The sequence below is a fragment of the Halovenus aranensis genome (assembly GCF_900100385.1).
GTDB classification, from domain to species: domain Archaea; phylum Halobacteriota; class Halobacteria; order Halobacteriales; family Haloarculaceae; genus Halovenus; species Halovenus aranensis.
This window is the reverse complement of record NZ_FNFC01000008.1, coordinates 19,369-41,442: the sequence shown is the minus strand read 5'-3', so window position 1 is coordinate 41,442 and position 22,074 is coordinate 19,369. Positions and strand designations below refer to the sequence as shown.

Genomic DNA, 22,074 nt, shown 5'->3' with positions numbered 1-22,074 from the left:
TATCAAGATTGGGGTATGTTTGGTTCCCGACGCACGCACCTCGCCTTCCTCTGTCTGGTCGTCCTCTGTTTCCTCGGTGGCTGTACCACGATACTCTCCGACGACGTCACCGAGAGCGACCTGATAGACGAAGCCGAGAACGCAGAGCCGCCAGCAGGGCTGAGTGCCACAATCGAGTTCAATGCGACATTCGAGGACGAGCAGGTCCAGTACAGCTACGATGTCTGGTATCGCAACGATGGGCTGAGTCGGCTCGAGGGAACAACCGACGCGGGCGAGTTCGTCCAAGTCGACGACGGCGAACAGATCTGGAGCTACACTGCCGGCGAAGAGACCGTCCGCGTCCGAGAGGACCCGACCAACCGCATACACCTCCGGGACTCGATTAATGCCACCGAGGAGTTACTTCGGGAGCGAAACGTGACAGAGATTACAGAGACAGAGTACCAGGGCCGTGCTGTCTATCACGTCGTAATCGGCGGACAGGCCGAGCAAAACGACGGGAATGGAAACGGCATCCTTCCGCCGCTTTTCCCGAGTGCAGGCGGTATCCTCGGCGGCGGGACGCAGACGGACAAATCGACGGGGAACGACACGACGGCTGGCACGAGGCGCATGGAGCTATGGATAGATACGGAGTATATGTACATTCTCCGACAGAAAGTCGAAGGCAAAGACCCATTCGAGCTACGGTATACTGATGTCACCTTCGAGCCGGGTATCGACGACGACCGCTTCGAATTCGAGGTACCGGAGGGAGCGACGGTCAAAGAGGTTGCGACGCCACAGTACCAGGAGTTCGACTCGATTGCGGCCCTCTCGAAGGAGTCTCCGGTCGATATCGAGGAGCCGTCCTTCGAGACGCTCGATGCGACGTTCGACAGCGCATATCTCATCACGAGAGAGGAATCCGACGAGGTCCGCGTCGGACTGCAGTACAACGTTGGGCAGACGACGCCACTTTCGGTGAGCAAAGACACCAACACAACAGAGCTGAGCACCGAGGGCGAACGAGTTCAGATTGGCGGTGTCACCGGTGTCTACGAGACGGTATCAGAGGGCAGCCACCAACTCACGTGGGTGGCAGATGGCGCCCAGTATCGGGTGTTTGCAAGCCTCCAGACAGACCGCGAGACGCTGATACAGATTGCGGAGTCGATGGGAACGACCTGATTACGACGGGATGACGTTCGTAACCGACAGCGCTTCGGCCATCACCCAGAGGACGAACGCGGCGTAAGCGACCAACAGGAGATAGGCCTCGTACAGCGTCAGGGCGAGATGCGTTCGGAGTGTCACGAACAACAGCCCGGTCGCAGCGATGAGACATCCCATCATCGGCGCAGTCACGGAGAACTGGATAACTGCAGACCCGGTCAGCAGAACCCCTATCGGGATAACGACGAGCAGGTCGAACGTGTTCGACCCGAGGACGTTCGCGATGCTCGCCACGTCGTGTTCGCGGCCGGCGGCCTGGATGCTCACGAGCGCGTCGGGCAGACTAGTCGCGGCAGCGACGACGACAGCCCCCCACAGGAAATCGGGGGTCCCGACCAAATCACCGATGACGATTACCGAGTGGACCAATCGCTCGACCGCAACGAGAATAATCAACAGTCCTGCCGCCAGCAAGCCCCACTGTTTCAGCGGTGAGATGGAACTAGACTCGATATTGCCGGTGTACTCGGCCGTATCCTGCCACTGCATGAATAGATAGAGGCCGTAGACGCCAAGTGGAAACAGCACCATCGGCCGGGTCAACGTCCCGCTCAGTGAGCCGTTCAGCGAGCCATTCGTCGGGTTATAGATGAGAGACATGGCAAAGGTCAGGAACAACACGAAGATAGAAACCATATAAAACAGCGTCTCTTTGTGAACGAGCGTCCGGGACGCGTTGATACTCGACCCACTGAAAACGACCGCAAGCGCCGGGATGACGAGGATATTGAATATCGCGGAACCGACAATTCCGCCAGCGCCGAGGCCGAACGAACCGGCGAGTGCCGCGAAGACGACGCTCGCAAGCTCCGGAAAGCTCGACCCGACGGCCGCGATAATGCCACCCTGCACGACCGGCGGAAGGTTGTAATGTGTCGCGAGCTTGGAACTTGCGCCCTCCAGCCAGTCACTCCCGACCCAGATTGCAGCCGTCGCGGCGCCGATAACTGCTACTTCGACAAGTGGCCACTCCGACATATGTCGGGGTGTAGATGGGGACCTGTAGTAAGCAGTTCGATACCGGGCTCTGGCTGCCAGTGGACCGCACCTGACGAGTCTTGTCCCAGCATCTCTGCCGGGGTGGCGAGTACACGGACAGGACCGCGTGGCTTTTGTCCGTCTCGCAGGTAGTACAGGAAAATGTCGTGGGGAATCCTGGAGATGCTCGGCTCCGTGACAATCCTTATGGCTGTCATCCCGCCCGCGCTTGCCGGCGCAGGACTTCTATTGGGAGGTAATCTTGTCGTCGGTGCCAGCCTGCTTGCTCTGTCTGTTGGCATGCTCGTCGCCGACCAGTACGTTACGACACCCGGCGACTTGCCGGGCATCGCTGCACGCAAACTTGTCGGTATTATCGTCCAGCCACCCGACGACGAGTAGTCCGTCCCATACGCGACTCTCAACGATGTACTTCTCTGTCTGCTGGGACGCCGAGATTCATAGCAGTATCGACCTCCCGATTTGGACGGGGCTCAGACAGCTGTATCCCGTGGCTACTTCTCGATTGCGTTGCTGGTGGCCGTTCCAGCCGCAGTTTCGACGGTGTCGTCGTCGGCCTCTCGTGACTTGACGGCTGCGGGGTTGAACTCGTTTGCCGCCCGATTTGGCTCCAGCCCGGCCTGCTGAATCGTCTCGATATCGTCGCCCGGCGACTGTCCTTCGGTAGTGAGGTAATCGCCCGTCAGGATGCCGTCGGCACCCGCCTCGAAGGGAAGATGTTGCTCGTCGGCGTCCAGATTCGCCTCTCTGCCACCGGTGAGCCGAACCCGGGCCTCCGGGTGGAGGAGGCGGTAGACAGCGATTGTCTTGATTATCTCTTCTGTCGTGATGTCGGCAGACTCGCCGAGTTCGTCGCCGAGCGGAGTCCCGGCGACCGGATTGAGGATGTTCACCGGCAGCGACGAGATGCCGATGTCCTGGAGTGCAACGGCGGCGTCGACACGGTCCGTCGGGGTTTCACCCATCCCGAGGATGACGCCAGCACAGAGGTCCATCCCGGCCTCTTTCGCGACCTCGAGCGTGTGAACGCGGTCCTCGAAGCTGTGGGTCTCGACGATTTCGGGGAAAAATCGCGGCGACGTTTCGATGTTGTGATTGTAGTGGTTGAGGCCTTCCTCTGCCAGAATTTCGGCTTCCTCCTCGGTGAGGATGCCGAGGCTGGCATCCACCTCGACTGCAGTCTCGTCGCGCACCAGCCGGATTGCCTCGAGCACTTCCTCCCACTCCTCCGGGCGGTGTTTCTTGGAGACTCCCTTCTCGGCGACGACGATGCCGAACCGCTGTGCACCGTCGCGCTCGGCGCGCTTTGCCGCTTCGAGGATTTTCTCTGGGCCGAGAAAGCCGTAGTTGTCGATGCCCGTCTCGAAGTGGACCGACTGCGCACAGAATCCACAGTCCTCGGCGCAGTTGCCGGCTTTCGCGTTGACAATCGAACAGGCGTCGACCGTCCCGTCACCGAACTCCTGGCGCACCGCGTCGGCCGCGAGCGCGAGTTCGTCGACGGGTTGGGCCATCAGGGCGATTCCGTCCCGTCTGTCGAGTCGCTCTCCCTCGAACAGCCGGGCGAGTGCGTCGTCTACCGTCCGGTTTCCTGTCTCGTAAACCACAGTGTCTGTGTCGGTTGTCGGTGATAAAAGCGTTCGGGTGACACGCGCTCGGGACGCGAAAAGGTCAGTATCTTAACGGCGGGGATTGAAGCCGTCGCCAATGACGAGCGTCAAGAACTTTCGGGTTGAGGCCCAGGCAACGCAATCGTCGCTCGGGCGCGGGGTTTTCGAGTTTACAGACGATTATTCGGTGTTCGACTGGGGGAAGATGCCGGACACGATTCCTGACAAGGGGGCCTCGCTGTGTACGATGGGGGCGTTCAACTTCGAACTACTGGAGGCAGAGGGCGTCCCCACACACTACGACGGTGTCGTCGTCGACGGAGAGACCGTCTCGCTTGCGGACGCACTCGCCCGGGGAGAGCCACCCCGTGAGATGGCTATCGAACTGACACAGGTGCCCGACCTGCCATTCGGTGCGGGTAGCTACGATTACGACATATACCACGCCGACGCGGGGTCGAACTACCTCGTTCCGCTCGAAATCGTCTTCCGGAACCGCGTCCCGGTCGGCTCCTCGCTCCGGACGCGCACCGACCCGTCCGACCACGGACTCTCATTCGACTCGTGGCCCGACGGGGCCGTCGACCTCCCGGAAGCTATCGTGGAGTTCTCGACGAAATACGAGGAACAGGACCGTTATCTCACGCCTGAGGAGGCCGACGAGATAGCGGGACAGGCGAGTATCGACGACCTCGAATCGGTCGCCAGAGCGGTAAACCGCATCGTCACCGAACAGGCAGAGGATGCCGGACTGACACACGAAGACGGGAAAATCGAATGTCTGTATCTCGACGGTGAGATTCGTGTCGCCGACGTGGTCGGCACTTTCGACGAGAACCGCTTCTCTTACGACGGCAAACAGGTCTCGAAGGAGGTCATCCGACAGTACCACAAGCGCACCCAACCGGAGTGGGTCGAGGCCGTCGGGGACGCGAAAGCAGCGGCAAACGCCGAGGGCGTTGACGACTGGAAATCTCTGTGTAACTGCGACCCCGCTTCGCTCGACGCCGAAGTCGTCCAGGCGAGCAGGGACATGTACTGCGCCGGAACGAACACGTACATGCAGCGGGAAGTCTTCGACGCGCCATCGCTGTGCGAGGCGCTCGAACGGTTCGAATCAGTCTGAATCACAACCGGGTCCACAGCCGATTGTTCGTCTCCGTCTAACGGGAGGACAGTCTCGATTTTTCTTCGGGGAGGGGGAACTCGAAACAGTAGGTTTATCAGTACCACAGAGCGAATTTCACGCATATTACTCCCGAGATGACAGCGAACAAGCAACCGGAGGTAAACATCGGACTCGTTGGACACGTCGACCACGGAAAGACGACGCTGGTCCAGGCATTGAGCGGACAGTGGACGGACCAGCACTCTGAGGAGATGAAACGCGGGATTTCTATCCGTCTCGGATACGCTGATGCGACGTTCAGACAGTGTCCTGATATGGACGAACCCCAGCGGTACACCGTCGACGAGGAGTGTCCCGACGGGACCGAAAGCGAGGTGCTGCGGACGGTCTCGTTCGTCGACGCGCCAGGGCACGAGACCCTGATGGCGACGATGCTCTCGGGCGCGTCTATCATGGACGGCGCGGTGCTGGTGATTTCCGCGAGCGAAGACGTGCCACAGGCACAGACTGAAGAACATCTGATGGCGCTCGATATTATTGGCATCGAGAACATCGTCATTGCCCAGAACAAAGTCGACCTAGTAGACCGCGACGGTGCCGAGGAGAACTACAACCAGATAAAGGAGTTCGTCGAGGGTACCGTTGCCGAGGACGCACCCATCGTTCCGGTGAGCGCCCAGCAGGATGTCAATCTCGACTTGCTCATCCAGACGATCGAAGAGGAGATTCCGACTCCCGAGCGCGACCCGGAGGCCGACCCCGAACTGCTCGTCGCCCGGAGCTTCGATATCAACCGCCCGGGAACCGAGTGGGACGGACTCACAGGCGGCGTCCTCGGCGGGACGCTCTCGAAAGGGAAGCTAGAGGAAGGTCAGACGCTCGAACTGCGTCCCGGCCGTGAGGTCGAGGAAGGCGGCCAGACAGAGTGGCGCCCCGTGGAGGCAGAGGTCCGCTCACTCCAGGCCGGCGACGACACCGTCGACGAGGTGACGCCCGGCGGCCTGCTCGGCGTCGGCACCGGTCTCGACCCGGCAATCACGAAAGGCGACGCACTCGCCGGCCGCGTTGCCGGTCCGCCGGGAACGCTCCCGGACGTACACGACTCGTTTACCATGGACGTGACGCTACTCGAACGCATCGTCGGTAGCGAGGAAGGCGAAGGCGAAATCGACGAGATTTCGACCGGAGAGCCGCTGATGCTGACGGTCGGAACCGCGACGACGGTGGGGTCGGTCACCAGCGCGCGTGGCGACGAGTGTGATGTCAAACTCAAGCGGCCGGTGTGTGCCGAGCCGGGCGTCAAAATCGCAATCAACCGACGCGTCGGCGCACGCTGGCGACTCATCGGCTTCGGAACGCTACAGTGACTGTCGTCCTCGATACCAACGCACTCATGATGCCCGTCGAATGTGATGTCAGGCTGCTGGACGAACTCGACCGCTTACTCGACGGGCCAGCGTGTGTCGTGCCCCGGGCCGTCCTTGCCGAGTTGGACGACCTTGCCGCCGGGAGTGGCGAGGAAGCCACGGCCGCCCGCGTCGGGCGCGACCTCGCGGACGACTACTGTCAGCCTCGGGAGGCGACCGCATCCTACGCTGACGATGCGGTCCTCGAACTCGCACAGACAGACGACGTATCACACGTCGTGACGAACGACCAGCCGCTCCGAACACGCCTGCTCGATGCGGGCATACCAGTAATTAGTTTACGGGGGCGGAACAAACTAGCTATCACTCAACCATAATCTATGTACAAGAGGGTTACACTACGCGACACGGTCGAGGTACCACCGGAGCATCTGGCGGATGTCACGCCGGACCTCGTGAAGAAACTGCTACAGGACAAACTTGAGGGACGAGTCGACGAAGATGTCGGTTCCGTCGTCTCGGTCATCGACGTTCGCGACATCGGCGAGGGTGCGGTCTTGCACAACGAGCCCGGCGTCTACTACGAGGCGGAGTTCGACGCGCTGACGTTTGACCCACAGATGCAGGAAGTCGTCGACGGCGAAATCGTCGAGGTCGTCAGTTTCGGCGCTTTCGTCGGCATCGGCCCCGTGGACGGGCTGTTGCACGTCTCCCAGATTTCCGAGGAGTATCTCGCCTACGACGAAGAGAACCAGCAACTCGCCTCGCGGGAGTCGAATCAGACGCTTGGGACCGGTGACTCGGTCCGCGCGCGTATCGTCACCAAGAGCATCGACGAACGGAATCCGCGCGACTCCAAAATCGGCCTCACGGCCAAACAGATTGGCCTCGGTAAACACGGCTGGCTGAAAGCGCAGCGTGAAAAGCGCCAGTCCCAGGCCGAAGCGGGTGATAACTGATGGGCGACCGACTCGTCTGTCGGGACTGTCACCGCGTTCAGGAGACCGAAGAGGTCGAGGCCTGTGTCGGCTGTGGCTCGACCTCGTTGACCGAGGACTGGGCCGGCTACGTCGTCATCAGTCATCCCGAGGAGAGCACCATTGCCGAGGAGATGGAAGTCACCGAAGCCGGCACGTACGCGCTGAAGGTCCGATAGCGTGACAGACGCTGTCCTCGAACTTCCGGCGTCGCTTCGCGCGGAGATGAAAGACCCGCTAGGGCCAGTGTTTACCGACGCCACGGCGCTGCTTGCGGCCGCCTCGGAGCCGATTATCAGCGTCGGCGACGTAGTCACCTACCACCTCATCGAGGCTGGCCACACACCGACAGTCGCGCTCGTCGACGAGCGGACAGAACGTGACAGCGTCGATGAGGCGATTGCCCGGCGGGTCGCAAACGAACCCTTCGACCGAGAGACAACCGTCACCAATCCGGCCGCGACCGTGACCGAGGCGTTGATTCGTGCGCTCTCGGCAGCGACAGCAGAGTCGGGGTCGACGCTCATCGAGGTTGACGGCGAGGAGGACCTCGCAGCCCTGCCAGCCGTGATGCTCGCGCCGGTCGGGGCGAGTATCGTTTACGGGCAGCCAGGCGAAGGGATGGTGCTTGGGGCTGTCGACGAAGACCTCAAGGCAGACGTTCGGGAGACTCTCTCGCAGATGGAAGGCGACACCGGGCGGTTCTGGGACCTGATTGCAGCGGTGGAGTAACGACCCCCTACAGATTTACAGCCCGGAGTTGTACGGCCAGGTATGAAACTCGCCCACCGGTACACAATTCTCTTTCTGGTTGTCGTCCTCGTCTCCGGTGGGGTTCTGTTGACGACGTTTACCGCACACCGGTCTGACGTGACCGAGAACGCAGAGACCGATGTCACGGACAGGGCTGAGCAGATGGCGACCTTCCTCGACAACGAACTCCGCGAGCAACGGCGGGTCGTCGAGTTCGCCGCGACCGACGAGAACGCCGTCGACCACGGCTCAGAGGCCCAGCGCGCGATACTCGAATCGTTCGTCGAAACCACGTCGTTCAACGGCGTTTCGGTCGTCGACGAGACAGGCACGATACGGGCACTCGTGACCGACGACGGCCCACAGACCGACCTGGTGGGCAGCGATATCAGCGACAGGACGTACGTCAGACGCGCGCTTGCCGGGGAACACTACGTCAGCGAACCGTTCACTGCAGACACTGGTAACCGCATCGCCGTGATGAGTGTCCCTCTGGCCGTCGACGGAGAGACGGCCGGGAGTATCAACGCTGCCTACCATCTCGACAGCACGAAGATGTTCAGCGTCCTGGCAAGCAAAGATGTAGATGCGTCGGTGACCGTCGAGTCGAACGACCTGATGTTGTATAGCACTGCTGGGGACAAAGAGACGATTACGAGACAGGCCGCCCTCGACGTAGCGGACTGGACAGTGAAAGCTCACTACAGCAAGGACGCAATCGACGCCTCGACCCGACAGCTTGCAGTTTTCCAGGGTGTCGTTGGGCTGGTGCTCCTCGGGACGCTTGCAATCTTTGGCGGTTGGGTCTACCGGGCGCAGATTCTCCAGATAAACCAGGTCCTCGGCCAGCTAAACGCGCTCGAACAGCGTCAGTACGACCAGCGCGTCGACCTGGGTGGCGGACACGAGTGGGAGCAAATCGAGCAGGCACTGGCCGAGTTGCGCGAGGCACTCACACAACGAGAACAGATGCTGCTCGTTCACAACCGCATCCTCAGACACAACCTCCGAAACAAGCTGAACGTGATACGGAGCCAGACGGAACTACTCGACGCCGGCGACGAGACGGTCTCGACGGAGACCACGAAAATACGGCGCGCGACGGACACGCTCCTCCAGCTCGCAGATAGGGCACGGACGACCGACCAGCTCCTCGACCCGCCGGAGCAGGACGCACGGGTTGACCTCTCGCGTGTGGTCCACGACCGGGCAACGGCGATAGCGGAGTCGTACCCGGCGCTATCAGTGACTATCTCTGCCCCGGAGTCGGCCTATGCCGCCTGTGGTGCCGAAATTGGCACGGCAATCGACGAACTCCTCCAGAACGTCGTCGACCACGCTGGTCCGGAGCCAACGGCGACGGTAACAGTCGTCGAGGCGGGTGAATACGTCGTCGTCCGCGTCGAGGACGACGGCGACGGTATCCCCGAGTCCGAGGCTGAGGTTATCACTGGGGACCACGACATCACGCAACTCCATCACACCGTCGGCATCGGTCTCCGACTCGTCGACTGGATTGCTTCCCGATACGACGGTACTCTCAACGTGCCACAAACCGGCGGGACAGGGTGTGCCATCGAAATCGAGCTCCCACGCGCCCACCCGCCCGACGAGACGGCGGCGTAACTCACTCGACGAGGACAAGAACGTGTCGCGTGAGCGACTTGTGGACACGGCGCTCGAAGGCGGCGTCGACGGTCCAGCCGGCCGACCGAGCCTGTGACTCCCAGGAGCGGTCGCCGACGACGACACACCGGGGGGCGACCCGGCGCGCCTCTCCGAGCGCGTCCGCGACGAGGGTTTCCAGTTCTCCCTCGATTTTCGACTGTCGGCCGTAAGGCGTATCAAAGACGACGCCATCGACGGAGTCCTCGGTGAGCGCGAGCGCGTCGGCCGACCCTCTAACCAGCGCCCAGCCCCCGTCGAGAAACGCCGCGAGATTCTCGCCGCTGCCCCGGAGCATCTTGGGCTGTACGTCAGCGCCGACGACGGCTGCGCCAACCAATCCGGCCTCGATGAGTAACCCACCAGTTCCACACATCGGGTCGAGGATGCGGGCATCTGGCCCGGCACCCGCGACGTTGACGAGCGCTCGGGCGAGCATCGGGTCCATGCTGCCGGGCTGGAAGAACGGGCGGTCGCTCGGTTTGCGTGCGGTGAAATCGCGAGTACTCTCGGCCGCGAGCCAGCCCAACGCACAGACTGCCCCCGCGTCACCGGCCGAAAACAACGCGCGAAGCTCGTGGTCGGGGTCCTCAAGGTCGACAGCGAACCCGCGCTCGACGAGAATGTTCCCCAGTGCGCGTTCGACAGCCTGTGTGTCGACGCCGGTAGTGCTCCGTACGTCGACAGCACGGACGGCGACAGACCCCTCGCGCTCGAGCCGCGCGGCCCGCAATATCGCCCGCGCATCCTCGACAGTGGGGTCACCGCGCCCGAGAAGCCGGCCGGCCCGGTGGGTGAAGGCCAGTTGCGCTACACCGCTGATGGCGCGTGCAGTCGCCAGTCCAGGGGCGAGCATCGACACGTCGCTGGCCCCCGAACGCGCCTCGTATGCCGCGAATCGGTCGTCCTGGCCCGCCAGTTCGAGAACGTACACGGTGGTACTGGCCCCCCGAGTGAGTTGAGCGTAACGGTTGCCGACCTCTCTCGACTCACGAACCTTTATAAGGTTTAAATACGACGTTTAAGTCGAGATATGGTTGACCCCAAGGAGACAATCAATATCGAAAACGTCGTCGCCTCGACGGGTATCGGGCAGGAACTCGACTTGCAGAGTGTGGCCATGGACCTCGAGGGCGCGGACTACGACCCCGAGCAGTTCCCCGGGCTGGTCTACCGGACCCAGGAGCCCAAGTCGGCGGCTCTGATTTTCCGGTCGGGCAAAATCGTCTGTACTGGTGCCAAAAGCACCGACGACGTCCACCAGAGTCTACGTATCGTCTTCGACAAGCTGCGTGAGCTCAACATTCAGGTCGAAGACGACCCCGAGATTATCGTCCAGAATATCGTCACCTCGGCGGATTTGGGTCGGAATCTCAACCTCAACGCCATCGCTATCGGCCTTGGGTTAGAGAAAATCGAATACGAGCCCGAGCAGTTCCCTGGGCTGGTCTACCGGCTCGACGAACCGGACGTCGTTGCCCTGCTGTTTGGGTCCGGAAAGCTCGTCATCACGGGCGGCAAGCAGCCTGACGACGCTAAAGAGGCCGTCGACAAAATCGTCTCGCGGCTGGAAGAGCTGGGCCTGCTAGAGTAACGCCACACAGACGATTTCGAAGCATTTCTCGCCCGATAGCGCCCGCGAGGTCCGCTATTCGGCGGGCCGATAGTCGACTCGGTACGACCCCGTCTGGTCGTCACTGGTCACGTCAGCGACCTCGTACAAGCGGATGTTACGCTCCTGGCTCGTCGTGACCCGAAAGTCGTAGTGGATCGCCTCGTAATCGGGCCGGTCGCCGTCCTGGGTGCGCTCGTGGACGAACTCCCGGTGGTCTGTAAGTCGTTGCTGGACGACGGACCTGGAGATATCGGTGAGCGACGAGAGCCGCTGCTGGAAATGGTCGAGAAACTGCTCGTCAAGCTCGTATCCGACCGAGTTACGGCCCGCGACCATCGCCGCAAGTGTCGTCGTTCCGGTCCCCCAGAAGGGGTCGAGAACCGTGTCGCCGTAGACGGAGTACATGTTACAGAGGCGGTAGGGAATCTCGAAGGGGAAGGCTCCGGCACGCTCGCGCAGACTGTCGTCTGAGAGGTCCTGCAGGCGGCCGCGAACGTCGGTCCATACGTCCGTGAACCAGCGGTTGCGTTCCTCCCAGAAGTAGGCGGCCTCGTAGCGGCGGTCGGCACCGGGCTCGAACGAGCGCCGTTTTCCGTTCCGGAAGACGAGGATGTACTCGTGTTCGAGCGTGACGTAGGCGTTTGGGGGTACCATCCCAGACCCCATGAACTTCGCCGCGCTGTTTGTCGGCTTGTGCCAGAGCACGTCCGGCAGTGGCTCGAATCCGCGCCGTTTCATCGCTTCGATGAGTCGGGCGTGGTTCGGGAACACGCTGAACTGACCGTCGACCGTTCGGGTGGCGTCGCCGACGTTCAGACAGACGATACCGCCCGGTGTGACGACTCGTTCGAGCGCGTCCCAGACCCCGTCGAGCACGGCGTGCATCGCGTCGAAGGCGGCATCGCCCTTGCCGGCGTCGAGGAAGTCCCCGACAGAGGGGTCGAGGTCGGCAAACAGGTCGTCCCACATCTCGACCATCGGATACGGTGGCGAGGTGACGACGAGGTCGACCGAGTTCGAATCGAGAGCATCGAGGCCGCGAGCGTCTGCTGTATGGACGGTGTGTGTCGTCTCCAGGCCGCCGTTATCGTCTATCATCGGCCGATGGTCACTCGACGAGCCGCTCGATTTCGGTGACGAGGATGTCAGTCGCGCCGACCGACTTGAGGTCGGTAATCGCCTCGAAGACGTTGGATTCCTCGACGACCGCGTGAACCGCGACCTGGTCTGTGCCGGCGATATCCATGACGGTCGGCCCGCCCATCCCCGGAATAACGTCTTTGACTGCCTCGAGGTTGTCCTCGGGTGCGTTGAGCATGATATACCGCTGATTGTCCGCTGCGATGACCGAGGAAAGGGCCGTCGAGACGTGTTCGACCTTCTCGTCGTCGACAACGTCGGGCCGAGCGAACAGGCGCACAGAGGACTCCAGCACGTCGTCGATAACTTCGAGGCGGTTCATCCGGAGGGTCGTCCCGGTCGAGGTGATGTCGACGATCGCATCCGCCATGTCGACATGCGGCGTGAGTTCTGTCGCCCCCGAGACCTCGGCGATGTCGACATCGACTCCCGCGTCCTCGAAGAAATTACGGGTAACGTTGGGAAACTCCGTCGCAACAGTGCCACCGTCCAAGTCGCTGGTCGCCGAGATAGCGCTCTCCTCGGGAGCGGCGAGGACGATACGGCAGGTCCCGTAATCGAGGTCGAGCAACTCGTCGAGGTCGACGGCGGACTCACAGACCTGGTCGTAGCCGGTGATACCCAGGTCGGCGGCACCGTCGGCGACGTACTCGGGAATATCGTTCGTCCGAGCGAACAGCACGGTCACGTCTGGGTCGACCGTGTTTGCGTACAGCTTTCGGTCGGCACCGTCGACAAGATGGAGTCCTGCCCGCTCTAACAGGTCGACAGTAGGCTCGTGAAGACGCCCCTTGTTGGGTACGGCAATGCGCATACCCCCCGTACCGGCCGACGGTGCAATTGTTTTTCGAAGCCAGCACGATGTGACCGATATAAACACTCATCTGTTTCTGCCTCTAATGTAGACCGAATGGGAAACCCTGCGGGCCCCGGAAAACGGTACTGTACGTCCTGTGGTGAGTTGATAGACAGGGACTCGGAGTACTGTACGTACTGTGGTGCCGAGACGAAAGACAGGGAGTTTCCGGGCGAGCGGTCGGGGCCGGCGACGGCCTCTGACGACCGCTCGTTCCGGGACACGAGAGGCGAGACTGGGGCGACAACAGCGAGACCTGCCGACGCCGGTCCCGTTCGCGACCAGTCGACCGAGCGCGACTACAGCGCTCCACGAGTCGGCGTCGAAGACCGAGGTGAGCCGCCGTCGACCGATTCGACGCTGCGAACGGTCGGGGTGGCCGCTGGTCTTGGCATTCTCGGCGTCCTATTGCTCGTCGTGTTTTCGGCACTGAGCAGTCTCGTTCTCTTCGCCTTCCAGGTTCCCGAGACCGCGACGCTCGCGGTCGCGACGGCAGTCGGCCAGTATCTGGGATTCATGGGGCTCGGTGTCCGGTATCTCCAGCGCCGTGGCTACACCAGAGCCGATATTCAGTCGTATCTCGGGATTCGGCGACCCTCGATTCGCGAACTCGGGCTGGTCCTGCTTGGCTGGCTGGCGATTTTCGTGATGGTCATCGTCGTGAGTCTGGTCGTCCAGGCGTTTCTCCCCGAACCGGCACAGAACGAGGGTGCCTCCCAGTTCACCGAGGGGGCGACGAATCCGGCCGTCCTCGCGGCAGGGGTGGCGTTTATGTTCGTCGTCGTCGGCCCCTGCGAGGAGTTTCTCTATCGCGGTATCGTCCAGAACCGGCTCCGTGAGCGCCTCTCTGCGGCTCCGGCGATTCTCATTGCCGCGGCGGTGTTCGCCTCTGTCCACGTCGTCGCGCTGTCGGGCGGCGACCCGGTGGCGATGGCGACGACCGTCGGCATCCTCTTCGTCCCGGCGCTCGTTCTCGGCGCGATGTACGAATACACCGGCAATCTCGTCGTGGTGTCACTCCTGCACGGGCTACACAACTCGGTCATTCTCAGTGTCGTCTTCCTCGGGCCGAGTGGCGGAGAAGCCGCTGCGTTCGTCACGACGCTCCTGAGTACCCTCCCGGTCTAGCGCTGGCAGAAAGACAGGAGCTATAGTCGTCGGGCCAGCCAGAAATAGACATGCCCACACTCACTATCGGTGGCGGACAGGTACTCACTCCCGAGATGGCTGTCGAAACGGCGGACGTTCTCGTCGATACCGAGGCTGGCGAGATTCTGGCAGTCGAAGAACCCGGTGAACTCGACGGCGACGAGTACCTCGACGCCAGCGGCGGGCTGGTGATTCCGGGGCTCGTGAACGCACACACGCACGTAGCGATGACGCTGTTCCGTGGCCACGCCGACGACAAGGCACTCGACGCCTGGCTCCAGGAAGACATCTGGCCCGTCGAGGCCGAACTCACCGCCGAGGACGTTCGCGCTGGCACTCGACTCGGCATCGCAGAGATGATTCGCACCGGGACGACTGCTTTCGCGGACATGTACTTCTTCATGGAGGAAGTCGCCGACGTTGTCGCCGAGAGCGGCCTCCGGGCGATGCTCGGCAGTGGCTGTATTACCGTCGGCAAAGACGAGGGCGAAGCCCACGAGGACTTCGAACGGGGGCTCGCTTTCGCCCGGGAGTACGACGGCTACGGCGACGGTCGCGTCCAGACGATGTTCAATCCACACAGCCTGACGACCGTCGGTGAGTCCTTCTACGAGGAGTACATCCCCATCGCCCGCGAGGAGGGGATTCCGGTCCACGTCCACGCAAACGAGACGACAAACGAAGTCGAGCCAATCGTCGAGGACCACGACAAGCGACCCCTGGCGTATGCCGACGACCTCGGCGTACTCGGCGAGGACTCGTTTATCGCCCACGGCGTCCACGTCGACGACCGCGAACAGGCGTTGCTCGCCGACACCGGGACCGCGGTCATCCACTGCCCGGCCTCGAACATGAAACTCGCAAGCGGGATGGCCCCGGTGCAGTCACTGCTCGACGCCGGCGTCACCGTGGGGCTTGGCACCGACGGCGCGGCCTCGAACAACGACCTCGACATGTTCGACGAGATGCGTGACGCCGCGATGGTCGGCAAGCTAGCGACGATGGACGCGAGCGCAGTGCCCGCCGAGGCCGTCGTCGAGATAGCGACACAGGGCAGCGCCGACGCGCTCGGTTTCGAGAGCGGTCGTATCGAGGCGGGCGCGAACGCCGACCTCGCCGTCGTCGACCTCGAGGCCGAACACCTGACCCCTGCCCACGACTTGGTCAGTCACCTCACATACGCGGTCAAGGGCAGCGACGTGTGTCACACCGTCTGTGACGGCCAGGTGCTGATGGAAGACCGCGAGCTACAGACGATGGACCTCGATGCGGTCACGCAAGCGGCCAGCGACCACGCCGAGGCACTTATCGAGCGCGCGGACGCCTGACGAGGTGGTCGAATCCACAGACGACAGGCCAGTGACACGTCGATATCGGGGCCTTCGATTGCAGGACAGGTCCGCCAGTGTTTTGACCGCATCGCCCAACTAACGGGTATGACAGCACCCATCAGCGAGCAACTCGACACCGACGAGCTACTCGAAAGCGGCCAGCGGAAAATGGAGTGGGCACGCCAGCATATGCCGATTCTCGACTCCCTGCGCGAGTCCTTCGAGCAGAACCAGCCCTTCGCGGGCGAGCGAATCGGGATGGCGATGCACGTCGAGGCGAAGACCGCAATCCTCGCCGAGGTCCTCGCCGTCGGCGGGGCCGAAGTCGCCATCACCGGCTGCAATCCCCTCTCGACACACGACGACGTGAGCGTAGCGCTCGACGCCGTCGACGGCGTTACTTCCTACGCCAAGCGCGGGGTCGACGACGAGGAGTACTACGAGGCAATGGAAGCGGTCATCGACCACGAGCCGACGGTGACCGTCGACGACGGCGGCGACCTCGTTTTCGCTATCCACGAGGACTATCCCGAACTCATCGACACTATCGTCGGCGGCTGCGAGGAGACGACGACTGGCGTCCACCGCCTGCGGGCGATGGACGACGACGACGCGCTGGAGTATCCGATGTTTGCGGTCAACGACACGCCGATGAAGCGGCTGTTCGACAACGTCCACGGCACGGGCGAGTCCTCGCTCGCGTCTATCGCGATGACAACCAACCTCTCGTGGGCCGGGAAGACGGTCGTCGTCGCCGGCTACGGCGACTGCGGGAAAGGCGTCGCCAAGAAGGCAAGCGGGCAAAACGCCGACGTCATCGTCACCGAGGTCGAACCCCGCCGCGCGCTGGAAGCACACATGGAGGGGTACGACGTGATGCCGATGGCTGACGCCGCCAGCGAAGGCGACGTGTTCATCACGACCACGGGGAACCGCGATGTCATCGTCGAGGACCACTTCGAGGCAATGAGCGACGGGGTCTTGCTCGCCAACGCCGGTCACTTCGACGTGGAGGTCGACCTAGAGGCACTCGAAGCGAACGCTGTCGACACCTACGAGGCACGCGACGGCGTCCAAGCCTACGAGATGGCAGACGGTCGCCGGCTGAACGTCCTCGCGGAGGGACGGCTGGTCAACCTGGCGACGCCCGTCTCGATGGGCCATCCGGTCGAAGTGATGGACCAGAGCTTCGGCGTCCAGGCCGTCTGTGCTCGTGAAATCGTCCAGAACAGCGACGAGTACGGGGCTGGCGTCCACGAGGTTCCTGACGAGCTAGACCGCGAGGTCGCCGAAATCAAACTCGAAGCCGAGGGCATCGAGACAGACTCGCTCAGCGATACACAAGAGGAGTACATGGACAGCTGGCAGCACGGCACGTAACGCCGGCGCTGTGGCTGGCGGGCAGTTGAGCACGTGGGGAATGTGGGGATGGGGGAGCCACCCCCAGCGTGTGACACTACGGAGCCAGATGGCTCCATCGCTTCTAGTGTCTCCGGGAAAATAAGTGTGTCTGGCGTTTTCAGACCTGATTCTCCAGTGTATCGGCACTCAGACGCCGTCAAAGAGCGTTTCGAGGTCGACGCTCTCTGCGAGCAGGTCGACCATTCGTTCGACTGTCTCGGGGCGCTGTGTCCGACCCGAGCGGAGTCGTGCCTCCGTGCGGTCGATTGTCGCACGAGTGTCGGTTTCGACGAGCAACACCGGAACGCCCTGGTCGGCGGCCTCACCAAGCACCGCCTGTGATGGGCGATAGCCGCCGGTGAGTATCAGACAGGAGACGCCAGACGCCTGCAGTGCGGCAGTCTGTACGTCCGAGCGGTCGCCGCCGGTGATGACTGCGGCGTTCCGGAGCCGACGGAACTGCTTGAGGGCGGCCTCGCTTCCCATCGCACCAACGGAGAAGCGTTCGATGCGAACGTCGGCAGAAACGTCGGGCGTCAGATACTCCGCGCCGATTTGGCTGGCGAGTTCGTCGACAGTGACGCCAGCGAGTACCTCGTCGTGTGGGACGACGCCGACGCTCTGGACGTCGTGACTGTCGAGAAACGGCATCACGTCTTCAGTGAGTTCGTCCAAGTCGCCGGGCGAGACGCCGTTGAACAGGACACCAGCCAGCCGGTCACCGATGGTATCGGCGGCGGCCAGTATGTCGTCGACATCTTCGGGTCGGTCGTAGCTGCTCACGAGCAAGACATCGGCGTCCAGAACTTCTGCCACGTCGACATCTGTGAGGCCGACGATACCGCCGGTGGAAATCCGCCCGCCGCCTTCGAGTACCATGTGGTCGGTGTCAGCCGAGAGTTCCGCGAAGGCTTCTTCGACACGCTCGCGGAGCGCATCGGCGTCTTCCCGCCCGCGAATCGCCTCGTGGACGAACGTCGGCGAGTACACCACGGGCTCCATCGTGTGCATCTGCGCGTCCAGACCGAGCAACTCGCGGGCGAGCATCGGGTCCTCGTCGCGAGTCTTCCCGACCGCACTTTCGAGTCTCGTCCCCTTCGGCTTCATGTAGCCGACGCTCGCGCCGCCGTTTTGGAGGCGTTTCGCCAGCGCGACAGTGATTGCAGTCTTGCCTGTGCCGTCGTCCGTCGATGTGACCAGTAGCGTACTCATGGCTGTTCCTGTGTCTGCAGTGCCTCAGCGTCGAGCGTGAGGCGAAGGTCGATTGCCGCTGCGCCGTCGGGGGTTGCCACGACGGGATTGATATCCAGTTCCGTGATAGCCGGGAACTCCGTGACCAGCTGTGAAACTCGTTGAATCACCTCGACCAGCGCCGGTACGTCGGCCGGCTCTCGGCCACGCGCACCGTACAACAGTGGTGACGAGGTAACCTCGTCTATCATCTCTTGCCCGTCGACTTCGGTCACAGGGGCGACCCGGAAGGATGTATCTTCCATAATCTCGACGAAGATACCGCCGAGCCCGAACATCACGAGCGGGCCGAACTGCGGGTCGCGGTTGACGCCGACGATTGTCTCGGTGCCGCTGTCGAGGTCGACCATCTCCTGTATCTGGACGCCGACGATGTCGGCGTCGGGCTGATAGTTTCGTGCCCGGACGACGAGGTCTTCGTAGGTGCTCGCAATCTCCTCGGTCGAAACACCGACCTCGACGCCGCCGATATCGGACTTGTGTGTGATGTCGGGACTGACGATTTTCATCACCACGTCGCCGTCGATATCTCCGGCGAGCGCTTCGGCCTCGCGGGGACTATCGACGACGCCACCCGGTGGCGTCTCGATGCCACAGGCGTCGAGCAGTTCCATCGACTCGACGCCGAGTTGAGTTCGACCCGACTCGACGGCCGAGGTGAGTATCTCTGTGATTCGCTCGCGGTCGATGTCGAACGTTTCGGGCTCTGTATACTCTCTGTCCTGAATCTCGGCGTACCGCGACAGCGCTTCGAGACTACCAACAGCGCGCTCGGGGTCGAAATACGTCGGGATACCAGCGTCGCTGAGCATCTCTGCCGGCAGTTCGGTCGAGGAGCCGCCCATCAGCGTGGCCGCGACTGGTGTCTCGTGTTCTGCCTGTAAGGCGACTGTCGCGTCGGCGAGGTCCTCGAACGACAGCGTCGCTGTCGGACACGAGAGGACGATTGCCATGCCGACGTTGTCGTCGGCGAGCACGATATCGATAGTTTCCTCGAATCGCTCTATCGGGGCGTCGCCGATGATGTCGACCGGGTTGTAGATGTTCGCTTCCTCAGGCAAGAACTCCTGGAGCCGGTCGAGGGTCTCGTCGGTGAAATCGGCCAGCGAGAGCATCGAATCGCCGACGGCGTCGGTCGCCATCACGCCCGGCCCGCCGGCATTGGAGATGATGGCGACGCCCTCGGTGTCGGGTAGGGGCTGGCCGGCCAGAATCTCGGCGAAGTCGAACAGCTCCTGTACGGACTCGACGCGCAACACACCGGCCTGGTCGAGTCCCGTCTCGTAGGCGGCGTCACTGCCTGCGATTGCGCCAGTGTGGGAGGCGGCTGCCGACGCACCGGCCTGTGTCCGCCCGGACTTGACGACCAGCATCGGGGTCTCCTGTGTGACCTCCCTGGCTGTCTCGATGAACGCCTGGCCGTCTGTGATGTCTTCCAGGTATCCGAGGATGACATCGGTCCCGTCGTCGTCACCCCACTCTCGGGCGAAGTCGCTCTCGTCGAGAACTGCCTTGTTCCCCAGTGAGACGACGTCTTTGAATCCGATGTCACGTTCGGCGGCCCAGTCGAGTACCGCCGTGATAAACGCCCCCGACTGACTCATAAAGGAGATGTTGCCGGGCGATGCGTTTCGTGGTCCAAACGTTGCGTTGAGGTCGATGGCCGTACTCATGATGCCGAGCGAGTTCGGCCCGACGAGGTTGAGGTCGTACTCCTCTGCGAGTTCGACGAGGTCGCGCTCGCGGTCAGACCCCTCACCGCCGGACTCCCCGAACCCGGCGGTGATGACGACGACGTTTCGTACGCCGGCCTCCGCGGCCTCGCGCACGATATCGAGGACGACGGTGGGTGGGACGACCACGACCGCGACATCGACATCACCGGCGTCACCGACACTTCCGTAACAGTCCAACCCGAGCACGTCGTCCCTGTTGGGGTTGACCGGGACGACGGTTCCGTCGAAATCGTCGCGCAGATTCTTCGTTATCGCGTAGCCGACGGTCCCCTCTTTTTCGGAGGCACCGACGACCGCAACACGCTCGGGGGCAAACAGAGTCGATAGTTCACCCATCACCGTCCATTTCCAGTGGCGAGGGCATATAGTTGCTGGACACGCCCACGACGTGGGAGTGTGTACCGATGCAACGATTTATTTGGGCGGGTGTCCCACAGTAGTTTATGGCTATCCGACGGCTGCTTCGCGGACAGATTCCCCAAACAGATATCGAAGCAGTCGCCAGGGAGGCTGCGAGGCGACAGGGGACGGCCTACGAATCGGTCCGTCAGCTCGATTCGGACAACTGGCTGTCGATTCCATGCGTCGTCAACGAACAGCTATTCGTCAAAATCGTTACCGAACAGAACGCGTTTGTTCACGCGCTGTTGACTGCCGGCCGGAATCTCGGTGCGCTCACCAGCCGGAGCGAAGGATTTTTCGAGCGCTTCGAGACGCCGGTCAGCATGGCAGAACACGACCTCGAAGCGACGCGGCGGATACGCGAACTCGGTATCAACGCCCCGGAGCCACTCGAAGCCTTCGAGTACGAGGAGTACGGCGTCCTCGTGCTGGAGTATCTCCAGGAGTTCGAACCCCTCGATAGGCTCGACACCGCCACGGTCGAGGCGCTGCTGCCGGCGGTGTTTGAGGCGCTCTCGATGATGCACGAGGCTGGCATCGCACACGGCGACCTGCGCGGCGAGAACGTGCTCGTTATCCGCGACGAGATATACTTTATCGACGCGACAAAAGTCAACGAGCAGGCAATCGAAGACGCCAGAGCGTACGACATCGCCTGCGCGCTCGCCGCGCTCCAGCCTCTCGTCGGCGCACAGACGGCGGTCCGCGCGGCAAGTGAGTTTTACACAGACAACCAGCTCCTCGACGCCGAAGCGTATCTTGATTTCGTCAATCTCCGTCCCGACCACGACTTCGATACGCTTCAGACGAAAGGGGAACTCGAAAAAGAGCTGAGCTAGCTCGTCAGGCTTTGTGCTCAGACATAGACGGCAGTTCCTTGTAGTTCTCCCGGACCGTCTTGATGTGCACGCCCGCCGCCTCACTCAGGGCGCGCTGTGTGATGTCGGGCCTCTCGTCTTCGGCGACGGCCACAGCATACAACGCAGCAGCCGCGACTCCTGCCGGCTTGCGGCCGACGTGATAGCCGTCCGTCTTGGCTGTGGCTAACACCCTGAGCGCGGCAGTTTCGGTTTCGCTGGCCACGTCGAACTGGTCTGCGAGGCGCCCGACGTACAGCTCTGGCTCGGACGGTGGAATCCCCTGATGGAGCGTGTCCCCGACAGCGCGAGCCGTCCGATAGAGGCGCCGAGGAGAGACGTTTGCCACCTCAGCCAGTTCGTCTATCTGCCGTGGGACACCGTTTTGCCGGATAGCGATATAGAGCACCGCAATCGGGAGAGCGCGGTCGTGTACGACCTCGGCATCGCTGTCCCGAAACGTCTGGTAGAGCTCGACCGCGTCGGCCAACACCTCCTCAGAGACATCAAGGCGCTGTTGAAGCCGTCGTTTCTGTGTTGGATTCGTCTCGCCGCCCCCCTCGCTTCCCTCTCCGTGGTCGTTCGTGTCCGGTGACATCGTTGTGCCTACCCACGGCA

22 protein-coding genes are annotated in these 22,074 nt (G+C 62.4%); 14 read left to right on the top strand and 8 right to left on the bottom strand.

Annotated features, from left to right (window positions below; translation table 11 throughout):
• Window positions 1–15 precede the first annotated feature (15 nt).
• Entirely contained in the window at window positions 16–1,173 is a 1,158-nt protein-coding gene (locus BLR34_RS09285; RefSeq protein WP_092702289.1) for an outer membrane lipoprotein-sorting protein, read from the top strand.
• Here BLR34_RS09285 and BLR34_RS09280 read toward each other — a convergent pair whose 3' ends face one another.
• The gene (locus BLR34_RS09280) at window positions 1,174–2,196 is read right to left on the bottom strand and encodes a sodium:calcium antiporter (RefSeq protein ID WP_092702287.1); all 1,023 of its coding nucleotides are present in this window, start codon (window positions 2,194–2,196) and stop codon (window positions 1,174–1,176) included.
• A 162-nt stretch (window positions 2,197–2,358) separates the two neighbouring features.
• Between BLR34_RS09280 and BLR34_RS09275 the strand changes: the two genes are divergently transcribed.
• Window positions 2,359–2,598 carry a DUF7533 family protein gene (locus BLR34_RS09275; protein WP_092702285.1) on the top strand — a complete coding sequence of 80 codons (240 nt, stop codon included), beginning with the start codon at window positions 2,359–2,361 and terminating at the stop codon, window positions 2,596–2,598.
• A gap of 113 nt (window positions 2,599–2,711) precedes the next feature.
• Here BLR34_RS09275 and bioB read toward each other — a convergent pair whose 3' ends face one another.
• Entirely contained in the window at window positions 2,712–3,824 is a 1,113-nt protein-coding gene (gene bioB, locus BLR34_RS09270) for a biotin synthase BioB (RefSeq protein WP_092702283.1), read from the bottom strand.
• A gap of 100 nt (window positions 3,825–3,924) precedes the next feature.
• Here bioB and BLR34_RS09265 point away from each other — a divergent pair, with 100 nt between their 5' ends.
• The 7 genes from BLR34_RS09265 to BLR34_RS09235 all read left to right on the top strand — a co-directional run bounded on the left by BLR34_RS09265 (window position 3,925) and on the right by BLR34_RS09235 (window position 9,679).
• A complete protein-coding gene (locus BLR34_RS09265) occupies window positions 3,925–4,953 on the top strand; it encodes a phosphoribosylaminoimidazolesuccinocarboxamide synthase (protein WP_092702280.1) in 1,029 nt (342 codons plus the stop codon).
• Window positions 4,954–5,090: 137 nt separating this feature from the next.
• A complete protein-coding gene (locus tag BLR34_RS09260; RefSeq protein WP_092702278.1) occupies window positions 5,091–6,323 on the top strand; it encodes a translation initiation factor IF-2 subunit gamma in 1,233 nt (410 codons plus the stop codon).
• Window positions 6,320–6,700, top strand: a complete 381-nt coding sequence (locus BLR34_RS09255; RefSeq protein ID WP_176765282.1) for a type II toxin-antitoxin system VapC family toxin — start codon at window positions 6,320–6,322, stop codon at window positions 6,698–6,700. Before BLR34_RS09260 ends, BLR34_RS09255 begins: the two co-directional genes overlap by 4 nt.
• 3 nt (window positions 6,701–6,703) lie before the next feature.
• Complete coding sequence (locus BLR34_RS09250) at window positions 6,704–7,282, top strand: DNA-directed RNA polymerase (RefSeq protein WP_092702276.1); 579 nt, start codon at window positions 6,704–6,706, stop codon at window positions 7,280–7,282.
• Window positions 7,282–7,479, top strand: coding sequence for a transcription elongation factor subunit Spt4 (spt4, locus tag BLR34_RS09245; protein WP_092702274.1), 198 nt, complete (start codon window positions 7,282–7,284; stop codon window positions 7,477–7,479). The genes BLR34_RS09250 and spt4 overlap by 1 nt, the downstream gene beginning before the upstream one ends.
• Window position 7,480: 1 nt before the next feature.
• Window positions 7,481–8,032, top strand: coding sequence for a GTP-dependent dephospho-CoA kinase family protein (locus BLR34_RS09240; protein ID WP_092702272.1), 552 nt, complete (start codon window positions 7,481–7,483; stop codon window positions 8,030–8,032).
• Window positions 8,033–8,074: 42 nt separating this feature from the next.
• Window positions 8,075–9,679, top strand: a complete 1,605-nt coding sequence (locus BLR34_RS09235) for a sensor histidine kinase (protein ID WP_092702270.1) — start codon at window positions 8,075–8,077, stop codon at window positions 9,677–9,679.
• 1 nt (window position 9,680) lies between these two features.
• Here BLR34_RS09235 and BLR34_RS09230 read toward each other — a convergent pair whose 3' ends face one another.
• Window positions 9,681–10,652, bottom strand: coding sequence for a TIGR01177 family methyltransferase (locus BLR34_RS09230; protein ID WP_092702268.1), 972 nt, complete (start codon window positions 10,650–10,652; stop codon window positions 9,681–9,683).
• Between the two features lie 99 nt (window positions 10,653–10,751).
• Here BLR34_RS09230 and BLR34_RS09225 point away from each other — a divergent pair, with 99 nt between their 5' ends.
• Window positions 10,752–11,312, top strand: a complete 561-nt coding sequence (locus BLR34_RS09225; protein ID WP_092702266.1) for a TATA-box-binding protein — start codon at window positions 10,752–10,754, stop codon at window positions 11,310–11,312.
• A gap of 54 nt (window positions 11,313–11,366) precedes the next feature.
• On the opposite strand, the gene BLR34_RS09220 is transcribed toward BLR34_RS09225, so the two are convergent.
• Window positions 11,367–12,410 (bottom strand): DNA-methyltransferase, encoded by a 1,044-nt coding sequence (locus BLR34_RS09220; protein WP_092702548.1) that lies wholly within the window; start codon window positions 12,408–12,410, stop codon window positions 11,367–11,369.
• A 31-nt stretch (window positions 12,411–12,441) separates the two neighbouring features.
• Complete coding sequence (gene hisG, locus BLR34_RS09215; RefSeq protein WP_092702264.1) at window positions 12,442–13,287, bottom strand: ATP phosphoribosyltransferase; 846 nt, start codon at window positions 13,285–13,287, stop codon at window positions 12,442–12,444.
• Between the two features lie 96 nt (window positions 13,288–13,383).
• Between hisG and BLR34_RS09210 the strand changes: the two genes are divergently transcribed.
• The 3 genes from BLR34_RS09210 to BLR34_RS09200 all read left to right on the top strand — a co-directional run bounded on the left by BLR34_RS09210 (window position 13,384) and on the right by BLR34_RS09200 (window position 17,189).
• Window positions 13,384–14,457 carry a CPBP family intramembrane glutamic endopeptidase gene (locus BLR34_RS09210; RefSeq protein WP_092702262.1) on the top strand — a complete coding sequence of 358 codons (1,074 nt, stop codon included), beginning with the start codon at window positions 13,384–13,386 and terminating at the stop codon, window positions 14,455–14,457.
• A 50-nt stretch (window positions 14,458–14,507) separates the two neighbouring features.
• On the top strand, window positions 14,508–15,806 hold the full coding sequence (locus BLR34_RS09205; protein WP_092702260.1) for an amidohydrolase: 1,299 nt from the start codon (window positions 14,508–14,510) through the stop codon (window positions 15,804–15,806).
• A gap of 108 nt (window positions 15,807–15,914) precedes the next feature.
• The gene (locus BLR34_RS09200; protein ID WP_092702258.1) at window positions 15,915–17,189 is read left to right on the top strand and encodes an adenosylhomocysteinase; all 1,275 of its coding nucleotides are present in this window, start codon (window positions 15,915–15,917) and stop codon (window positions 17,187–17,189) included.
• Between the two features lie 168 nt (window positions 17,190–17,357).
• Here BLR34_RS09200 and BLR34_RS09195 read toward each other — a convergent pair whose 3' ends face one another.
• Together BLR34_RS09195 and acs are read right to left on the bottom strand one after the other, a co-directional pair.
• Complete coding sequence (locus BLR34_RS09195) at window positions 17,358–18,422, bottom strand: phosphotransacetylase family protein (protein WP_092702256.1); 1,065 nt, start codon at window positions 18,420–18,422, stop codon at window positions 17,358–17,360.
• Window positions 18,419–20,533 (bottom strand): acetate--CoA ligase alpha subunit, encoded by a 2,115-nt coding sequence (acs, locus tag BLR34_RS09190; protein ID WP_092702254.1) that lies wholly within the window; start codon window positions 20,531–20,533, stop codon window positions 18,419–18,421. The genes BLR34_RS09195 and acs overlap by 4 nt, the downstream gene beginning before the upstream one ends.
• Window positions 20,534–20,640: 107 nt before the next feature.
• Between acs and BLR34_RS09185 the strand changes: the two genes are divergently transcribed.
• The gene (locus tag BLR34_RS09185) at window positions 20,641–21,438 is read left to right on the top strand and encodes an RIO1 family regulatory kinase/ATPase domain-containing protein (RefSeq protein WP_092702252.1); all 798 of its coding nucleotides are present in this window, start codon (window positions 20,641–20,643) and stop codon (window positions 21,436–21,438) included.
• A 4-nt stretch (window positions 21,439–21,442) separates the two neighbouring features.
• On the opposite strand, the gene BLR34_RS09180 is transcribed toward BLR34_RS09185, so the two are convergent.
• Window positions 21,443–22,054 (bottom strand): hypothetical protein, encoded by a 612-nt coding sequence (locus BLR34_RS09180; protein ID WP_092702250.1) that lies wholly within the window; start codon window positions 22,052–22,054, stop codon window positions 21,443–21,445.
• Window positions 22,055–22,074: the final 20 nt, after the last annotated feature.